The organism is Marinobacter salarius (genome assembly GCF_032922745.1).
In the GTDB taxonomy this organism is placed as follows: Bacteria; Pseudomonadota; Gammaproteobacteria; order Pseudomonadales; family Oleiphilaceae; genus Marinobacter.
On the sequence record NZ_CP136693.1, the window covers coordinates 3331102 to 3344917 of the forward strand.

The 13816-nt window shown below is 56.2% G+C and carries 11 protein-coding genes; 1 reads left to right on the forward strand and 10 read right to left on the reverse strand.

The annotated features are described in order from the left end of the window. Position 1: 1 nt before the first annotated feature. Positions 2-685, reverse strand: coding sequence for a GntR family transcriptional regulator (locus R1T46_RS15385; protein ID WP_317306042.1), 684 nt, complete (start codon positions 683-685; stop codon positions 2-4). Between the two features lie 273 nt (positions 686-958). Here R1T46_RS15385 and R1T46_RS15390 point away from each other — a divergent pair, with 273 nt between their 5' ends. Continuing rightward, complete coding sequence (locus R1T46_RS15390; RefSeq protein WP_317306043.1) at positions 959-1888, forward strand: GGDEF domain-containing protein; 930 nt, start codon at positions 959-961, stop codon at positions 1886-1888. On the opposite strand, the gene rluB is transcribed toward R1T46_RS15390, so the two are convergent. The 9 genes from rluB to R1T46_RS15435 form a co-directional block, all read right to left on the reverse strand. Beyond that, positions 1889-2863: a 23S rRNA pseudouridine(2605) synthase RluB gene (gene rluB, locus R1T46_RS15395; RefSeq protein ID WP_317306045.1), complete on the reverse strand. Its 975-nt coding sequence runs from the start codon at positions 2861-2863 to the stop codon at positions 1889-1891. Between the two features lie 36 nt (positions 2864-2899). Beyond that, complete coding sequence (gene scpB / locus R1T46_RS15400) at positions 2900-3562, reverse strand: SMC-Scp complex subunit ScpB (RefSeq protein WP_317306046.1); 663 nt, start codon at positions 3560-3562, stop codon at positions 2900-2902. After that, positions 3559-4401, reverse strand: a complete 843-nt coding sequence (locus tag R1T46_RS15405; RefSeq protein ID WP_317306047.1) for a ScpA family protein — start codon at positions 4399-4401, stop codon at positions 3559-3561. Before R1T46_RS15405 ends, scpB begins: the two co-directional genes overlap by 4 nt. Before the next feature lie 29 nt (positions 4402-4430). After that, entirely contained in the window at positions 4431-5645 is a 1215-nt protein-coding gene (locus R1T46_RS15410; protein WP_317306048.1) for a tryptophan--tRNA ligase, read from the reverse strand. Between the two features lie 179 nt (positions 5646-5824). Next, positions 5825-6697 (reverse strand): succinate--CoA ligase subunit alpha, encoded by an 873-nt coding sequence (gene sucD / locus R1T46_RS15415; protein ID WP_317306049.1) that lies wholly within the window; start codon positions 6695-6697, stop codon positions 5825-5827. Continuing rightward, positions 6697-7863, reverse strand: a complete 1167-nt coding sequence (gene sucC, locus R1T46_RS15420) for an ADP-forming succinate--CoA ligase subunit beta (RefSeq protein ID WP_317306050.1) — start codon at positions 7861-7863, stop codon at positions 6697-6699. Before sucC ends, sucD begins: the two co-directional genes overlap by 1 nt. A gap of 175 nt (positions 7864-8038) precedes the next feature. Continuing rightward, on the reverse strand, positions 8039-9478 hold the full coding sequence (gene lpdA, locus R1T46_RS15425; protein ID WP_317306052.1) for a dihydrolipoyl dehydrogenase: 1440 nt from the start codon (positions 9476-9478) through the stop codon (positions 8039-8041). A gap of 35 nt (positions 9479-9513) precedes the next feature. After that, a complete protein-coding gene (gene odhB / locus R1T46_RS15430; protein WP_317306053.1) occupies positions 9514-10764 on the reverse strand; it encodes a 2-oxoglutarate dehydrogenase complex dihydrolipoyllysine-residue succinyltransferase in 1251 nt (416 codons plus the stop codon). A gap of 25 nt (positions 10765-10789) precedes the next feature. Continuing rightward, the gene (locus R1T46_RS15435) at positions 10790-13627 is read right to left on the reverse strand and encodes a 2-oxoglutarate dehydrogenase E1 component (protein WP_317306054.1); all 2838 of its coding nucleotides are present in this window, start codon (positions 13625-13627) and stop codon (positions 10790-10792) included. Positions 13628-13816 lie beyond the last annotated feature (189 nt).

Below are 13816 nucleotides of genomic sequence, written 5' to 3' on the forward strand. Positions count from 1 at the left end.
ATCAGGCGCTCACCTCTTCCCTGAGAATACTCAGTACCTGTTCACGCTGGTGTTCGCCAAACTCACAGATGGCGGTTTCAAGGCCGGCGGCGTCGTCACGCACCGCTGCATCCGCAAGTTGCCGGAAAAAGCGCCCGGTTTCTGCCAGCTCGTCACGAAAGTTTTCCAGGGCCACGAAATAAGTCCGGCTGATGGCGGGGCGGAAATTTTCCAGGGTTTCCTCGAGGAACGGATTCTCCACCAGCCCATAGGCGTAGCGCATTACCCCGAAACCGGCATCAATCACCTGCTCGGCGGCATCTCCGCCGGAGGAATTGAGCGCATCGATGACGGCCTGAAGCTCTCGCACCTGGCCCATCACGCCAGACAGTTCGCTGCCGGACCAGCGTTCCAGCACCTTACGCCCCAGCATGCACAACAAATCGATGTAGATATCGTAGAGGCTATTGACCAGTTCCGGAGTTAAACGGGAAACCACCGCACCACGGCGAGGAAAAATATCAATCAGATGGCGGCGCTGAAGAATCAACAGTGCCTCGCGCACGGAACCACGACTGACATTCAGTTCCCCGGCAACTTTCAGTTCCTGGATTCGCTCGCCCGGCCTCAGGTCGCCGGTCACAATGCGCTGCCCCAGGTGCTGGGCTATCTGTTCGGAAAGACTCTCGGGGGCCTGAAACCTCATAAAACTTGTCGCTCACTCGCTACTGGCAGCAAAGAATAAGCGCAGAAGTTTACCACAGGCACCCGTGAGCCCAATCCCCTTGTCGGACATTTTAACGATCCGGTCATGTCGGCAAACTTATGCCGGAAACTTGACTCACTCAGCGCCAAGGCTGTCCCACTCCCTGAAAAACTATGAGCATAGATGCCATATACAACTGTTATAGCTTGTTATTTCTTTTATTGGCTCAATATATGCTGAGTTAAGGAAAAACAACTTAACAGGCAGCTTTGAGTGAAACAGATTCCGTCAATCAACAAGTCCGGACCACAGCCTCAGAAACTCGCAGCCCTGCGACAAGCGCACCGCGACTGGAACGAATCCCCGGATGTGCTGACAAGGCTGACCCGAAGACTGTCCACGACACTCAGCCTGGAAACGCAACTGGCGATTCTGGCTGACGAGATCGCCAGCGTGGTTCCTTACGACTGTCTGACTTACCGGCACACCATAGCGTCACGGGACTTTGTCTACGTAACTGGTATGGGCGGTCCCCATCGCTGTGACTATCGACTCAATCTTGAAGGTGGCTTTTACGGCACGCTTTCTCTCAGCCGTCGACAGAAATTCACGGAACAGGAACTCGAAGGCATCGAGTTGATGCTTGCGGCCGCCATCTGCCCTGTTCGCAATGCCTGCCAGTTTATTGCCATCGAACAGGCGTCTCTGACGGATTGCCTGACAGGTGTTCCCAACAAGCGTGCTATGGTCGAAGCGCTGTCCCGTGCCAGCTGTCTTGGCGACAGGCATGGAGAGCAGCATTCACTGATCCTGTGCGATCTGGATCATTTCAAACAGGTGAATGACCAATACGGCCATGTCGTGGGGGATCACATACTGAAACTGGCGGCCGCAGAAATTGAAAAGGCCGTCAGGAATTCCGACAGCGTGTACCGCTTTGGTGGAGAAGAGTTTGCTATCCTGCTGGCCCATACCGACGAGGCAAACGCGCGTGACGTTGGCGACCGTATTCGCGAATTCATCAACACCATTGTGGTGAACTGCGGGGATACCAATGTCACGGTTACAGCGAGCTGCGGCGTAGCCATGAGACTGGCAGACGAGACCGCCGACCAGTGGCTCGCCCGCACCGACGAAGCGCTGTACCGGGCGAAAGCCCACGGTCGCAATTGCACACGGGTTTTCGCCGCTATCAGTAACTGATCAGCGTTTTCCAGATTTTGCTGGTGGTTTGCCTGATGATTTCCGGCCCGTCGAAGGGCCAGCACTGTCGACTTGCCATCGCGCGCCACCCGATTTGCGTGGCCCCGTCCCAGACTGTTTGCGGCGCTTACGATCAAGGGTCTTTTGCTCAGACGGCGTTTTCGCCGGAATCTCCACCGGCTTCAAATCCACGGCTTTGCTCAGCGAATCCACGGCCTTCTGGTCCAGCTCTTCCCATTTGCCAACGGTCAGACGGCTTGGCAGGAAAACTGGCCCATAACGCACTCGCTTCAACCGGCTGACCCTCACACCCTGAGACTCCCAAAGCCTACGCACTTCTCGGTTACGGCCTTCCAGTAGCGTCACATGGAACCATTGGTTGATCCCCTTGCCTCCGGCCTCGCTGATGTCCGAAAACTTTGCCATGCCGTCGTCGAGCAGCACCCCTTCAGACAGCCTTTTGATCATCGCTTCATCCACTTCGCCAAAAACCCTGACCGCGTATTCGCGATCAATCTGACGCGACGGGTGCATCAAACGGTTGGCAAGCTCGCCATCGGTGGTGAACAGCACCAGACCGGTGGTATTGATGTCCAGTCGCCCAATGGCGATCCAGCGGTGATCACGGAGCCGGGGAAGGCTGTCAAATACGGTCGGCCGACCTTCCGGGTCGCGGCGAGTGGTGACTTCGCCTTCCGGCTTGTTGTAAATGAGCACCCGCCTGACCACCTCAGCACCGGCTGTTATGTCCAGGCGTTTGCCATCCAGCTCAATGCGATCGTCGACTGTGGCTTTTTGTCCCGGCTCAACGGGTTTCCCATTGATGTTCAGGCGACCGGCCTCGATCCAGGACTCAACTTCCCGACGCGATCCCACGCCGGCACGGGCCAGTAACTTCTGTATGCGCTCCGGGCCGGAAACGGTGGTTTCATCCGCCTGCCGTTGTTCGGGTTTCTTGGGGCGATTGGCCGCCATGGATCTGTCCTTAACGAGTGGCTGACGCCGATGGCATCAGTGAAGTGTTTGTCCTGGCGCGTTGTCGGGATTGGAGTCTTCCCCATCGCCACCAGTGCTCCGGGCCGGAGATTCGAATTCGATCTCGGCCTGCATGTTTTTTTCGATTTCCCGACCGATTTCTTCCAGATCCCGGATTTCTGACAAGGGCGGCATCTGATCCAGACCCTCCAGATTGAAATAGTCCAGAAACTGACGGGTGGTTGCATACATGGCGGGCCTGCCGGGCACATCGCGGTGCCCCACGACCCTCACCCATTCCCGCTCCAGTAGCGTACGAACAATATTGCTGCTGACGGTGACACCCCGAATGTCCTCAATTTCACTACGGGTGATGGGCTGGCGATAGGCAATCAGTGCCAGCGTCTCCAGCAGCGCACGGGAGTACCTTTGGGGCTTTTCCTCAAACAAGCGCCCTACCCACGGAGCAAATTCTTCCCGCACCTGCAGCCGGTAACCACTGGCTATTTTCTTCAGCTCGAATCCCCGCCCCTGGCAAGACTGTTCCAGCAAGACCAGCACATGCTCCATTACCTGGCGAGCCGGGCGTTCACCTTCTTCAAATAGATCCCGCAATTGGTCGACCGATAAGGGTTTGCCGGCTACCAGTAACGCAGCTTCGGTTATCGCCTGTATTTTCCGGAGATGTTCCTCGTTCATACCGCTCTCGCCCTGACATGGATCGGGCCCAGCACCTCGGCCTGGACCACTTCGATCAGTTGCTCCTTGACCAGCTCCAAAGTCGCCAGAAAACTCACCACAACCCCCAATCGTCCCTCCTCCGGCGTAAACAGGCTTTCGAACGTCACGAACTGGTCATCCCGCAGGACCGACAATATTGACGACATGCGTTCACGGGTGGATAAACGCTCACGCTCCACATGGTGGCTGGTAAACAGGTCTGCGCGTTTGAGCACGCCCTGCAGCGCAAACAGAATTTCCCGCAAATCCACGTCGGGATGGGGCTGACTGGAAGGCATCCGGGGCAGCGCAGCAGAGGCAACAAAATTGTCCCGCTCAAGCCGCGGCATATCGTCGATATCCTCGGCAGCCTGCTTGAAGCGCTCATACTGCTGGAGCCTGCGTATCAGCTCCGCCCGTGGATCGATATCCTCTTCATCCTCGGATTCCTGCCTCGGCAGCAGCATCCTGGATTTTATCTCCGCCAGCGTCGCCGCCATAACCAGATACTCTGCCGCCAGTTCGAACCGCATGGCTTCAACGGCGCCAATATAGTCCATGTACTGCTTGGTGATCTCGCTGACATCGATGTTGAGGATGTCCATGTTTTGACGACGGATCAGATACAGCAACAAATCCAACGGCCCTTCAAAGGCCTCAAGGAATACCGCCAGGGCATCGGGGGGAATATACAGGTCACGCGGCAGATCAACCACCGGCTTACCCGAAACACGGGCAAGTGGCGCCTGCTCAGCGGGCGTCCCAGGTGCCTCAACACCCTCATCCGCCGTCGTACTGCCTGTGGTTTCCTCTGTCATGCTCTCTCCAGAGTCGTCAGCGCCAGGGCTCAGCGGTAGTTCAGGCCCATGGCTGTACGAACTTCCTCAAGGGTATCCCTCGCTGCATCCCTGGCTTGCTCGCAGCCCTCTTCAATAATGGCATGAACCAGATCAGGGTTGCCTTCATATTCGCGAGCACGCTCATGCAGAGGGCGCTGCTCTTCAATAATCGAGTCAATCAGCGGTTTCTTGCATTCCAGGCAACCAATGCCCGCCGAACGGCAGCCCGTTTGCACCCATTCCTGGGTATCCGCATCGGAATAAACCTGATGAAGCCCCCAAACTGGACACTTCTCCGGTTCGCCCGGATCGGTGCGACGTACCCGCTGGGGGTCGGTCTGCATGGTACGAATTTTCTGGGCGACGCTGTCAGGCTCTTCGCGCAAGCCGATGTAGTTGTTGTAAGACTTGGACATTTTCTGGCCGTCCAGTCCCGGCATCTTCGATTCCGGTGTCAGCAGGGGCTGGGGTTCAGGAAGGATCACCTTGCCACCACCTTCGATATAGCCGTACAGCCGCTCACGGTCGCCCAGGGAGATGTTCTGTTGCTCTTTGAGCAATGCTCGCGCCGTTTCCAGGGCTTCCATATCGCCTTCTTCCTGATAACGCTTCTTCAGGGTGCGATATAGCTTGGCGTTCTTCTTGCCCATCTTGATGATGGCACCCTCTGCCTGCTCTTCAAATCCCGGCTCACGGCCGTAGATGTGATTGAAGCGGCGAGCGACTTCACGCGTGATTTCCACGTGGGAGACCTGATCCGCACCCACGGGTACACGGCCGGCCCGATACATCAGAATGTCCGCGCTCTGCAACAGCGGATAGCCGAGAAAGCCGTAGGTAGCCAGGTCTTTCTCGCGAAGTTTTTCCTGCTGATCCTTGTAGGTAGGTACACGCTCAAGCCAACCCAATGGGGTAATCATCGACAACAGCAGATGAAGCTCCGCGTGTTCCGGCACCTTGGACTGAATGAACATGGTTGAGGACCCGGGATTGACGCCTGCTGCGAGCCAGTCGATCACCATATCCCAGACGCTATCCTCAATGCCGGTGGGGTCATCATAGTTGGTGGTCAGCGCGTGCCAGTCGGCAACGAAAAAGAAGCATTCGAATTCATGCTGGAGTTTGACCCAGTTCTTCAGAACACCATGATAATGGCCAAGGTGCAACTTGCCGGTGGGACGCATGCCGGACAAAATCCGTTGCTGGGAATCGACAGAACTCAAAGCATGAACTCCTTTTATTTATAGGGAACAGCCATCATATTGCAGGCTGACCGGGCATTATAGTCTTATGTGTGGCCCGCGTTAAGAAGGCATTGAAAAACCTGCGCTGTCGCCAGAAAACAAAAAGCCCCCGACAGTCCGCATGGCAGACCCGGGGGCTTTCCTTCACCGGCGGTATTTTACCAGCCAGTCACTTCCTTCAGCGCCTTGCCGATTTCAGCCAGGCTGCGCACGGTTTTGACACCGGCGTCGTTCAGCGCAGCGAATTTTTCATCCGCCGTGCCCTTACCACCGGAGATAATCGCACCGGCGTGACCCATACGCTTGCCAGGAGGCGCCGTTACACCCGCGATGTAAGACACCACCGGCTTGCTGACGTTGTCCTTGATGAACGCAGCGGCTTCTTCCTCAGCGGTTCCGCCGATTTCGCCGATCATCACAATGGCTTCTGTCTGCGGGTCGTCCTGCAGCAACTGCAGGATATCGATGAAGTTGGAACCCGGAATCGGGTCACCACCGATACCAACACAGGTAGACTGGCCGTAGCCGAAATCGGTGGTTTGCTTGACCGCTTCGTACGTCAGGGTACCTGAGCGGGACACAATGCCCACTTTGCCCGGCTTGTGAATATGGCCCGGCATGATACCGATCTTGCTCTCACCTGGCGTGATCACACCCGGGCAGTTCGGCCCGATCATGCGAACACCCTTGCGATCGACGTACTCTTTTGCGTAGAGCATGTCGATGGTCGGGATGCCTTCGGTAATGCAGACGATTAACTGGATGCCAGCATCCGCTGCTTCAACGATGGCGTCTTTACAGAATGGAGCCGGCACATAGATAACGGTGGCTTCCGCACCCGTCTTCTCTACAGCTTCCCGTACAGTATTGAACACAGGAAGACCCAGATGCTCTGTACCGCCCTTGCCGGGGCTTACGCCACCAACCATTTTGGTGCCGTACTCAATGGCTTGCTCAGAGTGGAACGTACCCTGTGCGCCGGTGAAGCCCTGGCAGATAACCTTGGTGTCTTTGGTGATCAGGATGCTCATTATTTACCCCCTGCGGCTTTAACGACTTGCTCTGCCGCATTCGACAGACTGGTGGCAGCAATGATGTTCAGGCCACTGTCGGCGAGGACCTTTGTGCCAGTTTCGGCGTTGTTGCCCTCAAGACGAACAACCACAGGCACCTTAACACCCACTTCCTTAACGGCACCGATGATGCCTTCTGCGATCATGTCGCAGCGCACAATGCCACCAAAGATGTTGACCAGTACGGCCTTTACGTTGGCATCGGACAGGATAATCTTGAAGGCCTCGGAAACCCGCTCCTTGGTAGCACCGCCACCAACGTCCAGGAAGTTCGCGGGTTGACCACCAGACAGCTTGATGATGTCCATGGTACCCATAGCCAGGCCAGCGCCGTTGACCATACAGCCGATGTTGCCTTCCAGCGCGACATAGTTCAGTTCCCACTTGGCAGCTTCGGCCTCACGGGAATCTTCCTGGGAAGGATCGTGCATTTCGTGGATTTTCTTCTGACGGTACAGCGCGTTGCCGTCTACACCAATCTTTGCGTCCAGACAGTGCAGGTCACCGGCCGGCGTGATAACCAGCGGGTTGATTTCCAGCAACGCCAGATCCCGGTCTTCAAACAGTTTCGCCAGACCCATGAAGATCTTGGTGAACTGACCGATCTGCTTGCCTTCGAGGCCCAATTTGAAAGCAAGCTCACGGCCTTGGTACGGCTGCGCGCCAACCAGCGGATCAACTTCGGCTTTCAGGATCTTTTCCGGCGTTTCTTCGGCAACCTGTTCGATCTCAACACCACCTTCGGTGGAGGCCATGAACACGATGCGGCGAGTACCGCGATCTACAACCGCACCCAGATAGAGTTCCTGGTCGATATCGGTAAGGGACTCAACAAGAATCTTGCTGACTGGCTGGCCGTTTTCATCGGTCTGGTACGTCACCAGGTTCTTGCCGAGCCAGTTTTCAGCAAAGGCACGGATTTCGTCTTTGCTCTTGACCAGCTTTACACCGCCAGCCTTACCGCGGCCACCAGCGTGTACCTGAGCTTTCACAACCCAGGCGTCGCCGCCAATTTCGTCAGCAGCAGCCACTGCTTCCTTGGGGGTATCGCAGGCAATGCCTTTGGATACTGGCAGGCCATATTCAGCGAATAGCTGTTTGCCCTGATATTCATGCAAATTCATAGTTAATGTCCCGCTTTCTGATGGAGGATAACCACATACGGAAATTGAACCCGCGCTGTGCGAATTCGGTTCGATGTGCCGGGGATCACCTCAGCACATCCTTAACGCGACCGAAAACCAGCCGTATTAATAGCAGCGGGGCGCCGTCATTGGCGCCCCCGTTTCCTGGCTCGCGTTACTTCTTTTTGCGACGGTTGGCGATGTGAATCGCTCCGCCGGCAACACCCAGAGCCGCTTCATGCACAGACTCGGACAGAGTCGGATGTGCAAAACAGGTCAGGGCGAGATCTTCGGCACTGGAACCAAACTCCATGGCAATAACGCCCTGGGCTACGATTTCAGAGGCCTGGGGACCCACCACATGGAAACCGACAATGCGGTCCGTTTTCGCGTCGGCGATGATCTTGACCATGCCGGTCGCCGCATTCGCTGCCATGGCTCGACCATTGGCGGCAAACGGGAAAGTACCCACATTGTACTCTTCACCTTCCGCTTTCATCTCCTGCTCGGTCTTACCGACCCAGGCAACTTCCGGCGAGGTATAAATCACGTTCGGGATGCAATCGTAGTTAACCTGAGGCTTGTGCCCGGCAATACGCTCGGCAACCATAACGCCTTCTTCGGACGCCTTGTGGGCCAGCATTGGGCCACGAACCACGTCACCCACCGCCCAGACACCAGGCGCTTCAGTTTTACAGTTATCATCCACGAAGATGAAACCGCGCTCGTCCATCTTTACACCGGAGTCTTCAGACAGCAGGTTATCGGTATATGGGCGACGGCCAACAGCGACGATCAGCTTGTCGAACTTGGCTTCCTGCTTACCCTTGGAATCCTCATAGGTCACGTTAACCAGTTTGCGCTTGACTTCCGCACCGGTCATACGCGCGCCCAGCACAATGTTAAGACCCTGTTTCTGGAACTGTTTCAACGCATCCTTGGCAACCTGCTGGTCAACGACTGGCAGGAAAGTATCAACAGCTTCAAGTACCGTCACCTCTGACCCCAGGCGAGCCCATACGCTGCCCAGTTCCAGGCCGATAACACCGGCACCAATCACGCCGAGACGCTTGGGAACTTCGGTGAACTCGAGAGCGCCCTCAGAGTCCACGATGTGCGTGCCATCGAACGGCGCAGGTGGAATCTGAACAGGACGTGAACCCGTGGCGATAATTACATTTTCCGCCTCGTAGGTTTTGGTCTTGCCATCCTTATCGGTCACTTCCACGTTGCGGTTGGCCAACAGCTTCCCGTGGCCATAGATCGGTGTAACGCCGTTGGACTTGAACAGGCCACCGATACCACCGGTCAGCTGGTCCACGATGCCTTCCTTGCGCTTCATCATCTTGGCGATGTCGAAGCCGACTTCCTTGGCGATAATGCCCTGCTCGGCAAAATCGTGGCTGGCCTCCTCATATTTGTGGGAAATCTCCAGCAACGCCTTGGAAGGAATGCAGCCCACATTCAGGCAGGTACCGCCAAGCCGGTTCTTGCCTTCCTTGTCGGTCCAGGACTCGATACACGCGGTTTTCAGGCCCAGCTGAGCCGCTTTGATGGCGGCAACATAGCCGCCCGGGCCAGCGCCAATGACGATTACGTCGTACTTGTCAGACATGTTTTATCCCGTTATCCAATTCGTTAAGTGTCAGCTCAGACGTCCAGCAGAATACGCGCCGGGTCTTCAAGCATTTCCTTGATAGCCACCAGGAACTGCACTGCTTCCTTGCCATCGATCATGCGGTGGTCGTAGGAAAGCGCCAGATACATCATCGGCTGAATCTCGACCTTGCCGTTCACAGCCATCGGACGCTCCTGAATCTTGTGCATACCCAGGATGGCGGTCTGTGGCGGGTTGAGGATCGGAGTGGATATCAGTGAACCAAAGATACCACCGTTGGTGATGGTAAAGGTGCCACCGGTCATATCCTCGATACCGAGCTTGCCGTCTTTGGCCTTGGTTCCGTACTCGACGATTTTCTTCTCAATGCCGGCCAGGCCGAGCGCATCAGTGTCACGAAGCACAGGCACAACCAGGCCGCGATCGCTTGAAACCGCGATACCGATATCCTGGTAACCATGGTAAACCATGTCGTTGCCGTCGATGGAGGCGTTGACCGCCGGGAATCGCTTCAGGGCTTCGGTCGCCGCCTTGGTAAAGAAGGACATGAAACCGAGCTTGACCCCATGACGCTTCTCGAAGCTTTCCTTGTACTGCTTGCGCAGCTCCATGACCGGCCCCATGTTCACTTCGTTGAACGTGGTAAGCATGGCAGCCGTCTGCTGGGCATTGACCAGTCGCTTGGCGATACTGGCGCGCAGACGAGTCATTGGAACGCGCTTCTCCGGACGCTCGCCGGAACCAACATCCACCTGCGGCATATCGCCGGCTGGCTTCGAAGCCGGGGCTGAAGTAGCACCTGAAGACTTTCCAGTATCTACATGATTCTGAACATCTTCCTTGGTAACTCGTCCGTCTTTGCCTGTGCCCTCTACGGCATCCGGATCAATGTTGTTCTCCTCCGCCAGCTTACGAGCCGCCGGGCTGAGGATGGCATCGCCAGAGCGCTTGGCCGGTGCTTCAGAGGGCTTTTCCGAAGCCTCTTCCGGCTTACTTTCCTCTTTCTTGCTGTCATCCTTGGCAGCAGGCTTGGATTCACCAGCCGCACCTTCCTTGAACTTACCTACGACTTCACCGCTTTCTACGGTGTCGCCTTCGCCCTTGAGTACTTCCTCGATAACACCATCCGCCGGAGCTACCACCTCGAGTACGACCTTGTCGGTTTCAATATCGACAATCAGTTCGTCACGTGAACAGGCTTCACCAGGCTGCTTGTGCCAGGTCGCGACTGTTCCCTCTGCGACCGACTCTGGGAATACGGGGGCTTTTATTTCAGTTGACATCTCGGATCCTTAGTTCGGTAACTCGTCAGATTTCAAACGCGTCGTTAACCAGTTTTTTCTGCTCTTCAATGTGAACCGACATATGGCCACACGCCGGCGCAGCAGAGGCGTCACGACCGGCATACTGAAGATACAGTTTGGGATTATGGCGATGCAGAGCATTACGCATATGATGCTGGCTGCAGTACCAGGCCCCCTGGTTCATGGGCTCTTCCTGGCACCAGACCACGTGCTTGAGTTTGCTGTGCTGGCTCAGGAGCTCGTCCAGATCGTCTCCCGGGAAAGGGTACAGCTGTTCGATACGAACAATCGCAACGTCATCCCGCTCGTCCGCTTTTTTGCGCTCCAACAGGTCGAAATAGACCTTACCGCTACACAGAATCAGACGAGTCACTTTCTTCGGGTCGGAAGGCTCTTTCTCCGGAAGGACCGTCTTGAAAGTCCCCGATGTCAGATCATCCAGGTCCGAGGTGGCTTCCTTATGACGCAACAGGCTTTTAGGCGTAATCGCGACAAGAGGCTTACGCAGCGGCCGCTTGACCTGACGACGCAGCATATGGAACACCTGTGACGGCGTGGTTGGCACGCAAACCTGAATGTTATGTTCCGCGGACAATTGCAGGAAGCGCTCCAGCCTCGCGGAGCTGTGCTCCGGGCCCTGCCCCTCGTATCCATGGGGCAGCAACAGGGTAAGACCGCAGAGGCGGCCCCACTTGTGCTCACCACTGGTCAGGAACTGGTCAATAACCACTTGAGCGCCATTCGCGAAGTCGCCAAACTGGGCTTCCCAGACCACAAGACCGTTGGGCGCCGTGGTGGAATAACCATACTCGAACGCCATCACCGCCTCTTCCGAGAGCAGGGAGTCGTAGATTTCAAACTTCGGCTGGTTCTCGGAAATGTGCTCCAGGGCAATATGATGGGCGCCGTCTTTCTGGTTGTGCAGCACCGCATGGCGATGAGAGAAGGTGCCACGACCAACATCCTGGCCGGTAATCCGGATGGGGTGTCCTTCGTTCAGAAGCGTGGCGTAGGCCATTACTTCACCGTAGCCCCAGTTGATCGGCAGCGCGCCGGCGGTCATTTTTTCCCGGTCGCTGACAATCTTGGACACCTGACGCTGAACACTGAAGCCTTCCGGCACGTGCGTCAGTTTCTTGCCCAGCTTCTGGATTGTCTTAAGGGCAACACTGGATTTGCACTTTGCAGTCCACTCATGGCCCAGATACGGCGTCCAGTCGACATACAGATCCTTGTTAGGCTCCTTGACCAGGGACTTGACCACGTGGTCGCCCTTATCCAGCTCGTCCCGGTAGTCGAGCTCGATCTGCTTGGCTTCTTCTTCACCGATCACACCGTCTGCAACCAGCTTTTCCGCATAGAGGTTGCGGGTGGTTGTCAGCTTGCGGATCTTTTCATACATCACCGGCTGGGTCGCGGCCGGCTCATCCGCTTCGTTGTGTCCGCGACGGCGATAGCACACCAGATCGATCACCACATCGTTCTTGAACTCGTGGCGGTAATCCATGGCCATCTGGGTCACGAACATGACCGCCTCGGGATCGTCCGCATTCACGTGCAGGATCGGGGCCTGGATCATCTTGGCCACATCGGTGCAGTATTCCGTTGAACGGGCGTCCTCCTGCTTGCTGGTGGTAAAACCGACCTGGTTGTTGATGACGATATGAATAGTACCGCCAACACCATAGCCCCGGGTCTGGGACATCTGGAAGGTTTCCATCACCACACCCTGCCCGGCGAACGCTGCGTCACCGTGCATGATGATGGGTACACACTGGGTGCCGTTCGGGTCTTTGCGCCGGGTCTGGCGGGCACGGACAGAGCCTTCAACCACCGGAGACACAATTTCCAGGTGCGACGGGTTAAACGCCAGCGCAAGGTGGATTTCGCCGCCCTCGGTCATGACGTTGGAGGAGAAACCCTGATGGTATTTGACATCACCGGAACCGGAATCCGCGAGTTTCTTGCCTTCGAACTCATCAAACAGTTCTTTCGGGTTCTTGCCGAGCGTATTAACCAGAACGTTCAATCTGCCCCGGTGGGCCATACCCAACACAATTTCCTTGGCGCCGTAACTGCCGGCTCGCTGGATCAGCTCATCCAGACAAGGAATCAGGGTCTCGGCGCCTTCAAGGCCAAATCGTTTCACGCCTGGGTAGCGGGAACCCAGATATTTTTCAAGGCCTTCGGCTGCGGTCAACCGTTCCAGCAAATGCTTGCGGGTTCCGGACTCGTAGTTGGGGCGCGAACGAACCGGTTCCATGCGTTGCTGGAACCAGCGTTTGATACGAGTGTCCACAACGTGCATGTATTCTGCACCAATGCTTTCACAATACGTCTGCCGAAGGCCACCAACGATGTCCCGAAGCTTCATCGTTTCAGAGCCGAAATTCAGTGAACCGGTCTGAAACTCCAGATCGTAGTCGGCTTCCGACAGCTCGTGAAAGGATGGATCAAGATCCTCAACCTGCGGGCGATTCCAGACGCCAAGTGGGTCCAGCTTTGCTTCCTGGTGGCCACGAAAACGGAAGGCGTTGATTAACTGGAGAACACGGATCTGCTTTTTGTCTGCATCAACCGTAGCACTGGCAGGTACACCGCTGCTGGTGAGGAAGCGCTGATTGCGGGATATGTGTTCGAATTGCTGGCGGATGGACGAATGGTCTATATCGCGACCTTTGTAGCCATCCACGCTGGGAAGTTTATCGAAATAGCTGCGCCACTCTTCGGGAACGGCATTGGGGTCTGTCAGGTAGGTTTCGAAAAGCTGTTCAACATAGGCGAGATTCCCCCCTTGTAGGTGGGAAGTCTGCCACAACTGCTCCATTATGCTTTCGTGCATTTTGAATAGCTCACCTTGGGCTGGTGCGGGGAGCTGGCTATGGTCGGCCAGGGGTATGTCTGAGTCAATACGGGTTTTTACGGGATCGACTGTGGCCACCACACCCAACATGGATGTTTTCCGTTCCCCGGTGGTTATTATACTCAGCAAACCGTCAGGAGCCTTTCAAGCTCCCGTCACGGCCTGCGT

Bases quoted from the DNA above. Each gene is read 5' to 3' on its own strand.
- R1T46_RS15385 (WP_317306042.1), bottom strand. From the start codon at position 685: ATGAGGTTTCAGGCCCCCGAGAGTCTTTCCGAACAGATAGCCCAGCAC.
- sucC (WP_317306050.1), bottom strand. From the start codon at position 7,863: ATGAATTTGCATGAATATCAGGGCAAACAGCTATTCGCTGAATATGGC.
- odhB (WP_317306053.1), bottom strand. From the start codon at position 10,764: ATGTCAACTGAAATAAAAGCCCCCGTATTCCCAGAGTCGGTCGCAGAG.
- R1T46_RS15435 (WP_317306054.1), bottom strand. From the start codon at position 13,627: ATGCACGAAAGCATAATGGAGCAGTTGTGGCAGACTTCCCACCTACAA.
- lpdA (WP_317306052.1), bottom strand. From the start codon at position 9,478: ATGTCTGACAAGTACGACGTAATCGTCATTGGCGCTGGCCCGGGCGGC.
- scpB (WP_317306046.1), bottom strand. From the start codon at position 3,562: ATGAACGAGGAACATCTCCGGAAAATACAGGCGATAACCGAAGCTGCG.
- R1T46_RS15405 (WP_317306047.1), bottom strand. From the start codon at position 4,401: ATGACAGAGGAAACCACAGGCAGTACGACGGCGGATGAGGGTGTTGAG.
- rluB (WP_317306045.1), bottom strand. From the start codon at position 2,863: ATGGCGGCCAATCGCCCCAAGAAACCCGAACAACGGCAGGCGGATGAA.
- sucD (WP_317306049.1), bottom strand. From the start codon at position 6,697: ATGAGCATCCTGATCACCAAAGACACCAAGGTTATCTGCCAGGGCTTC.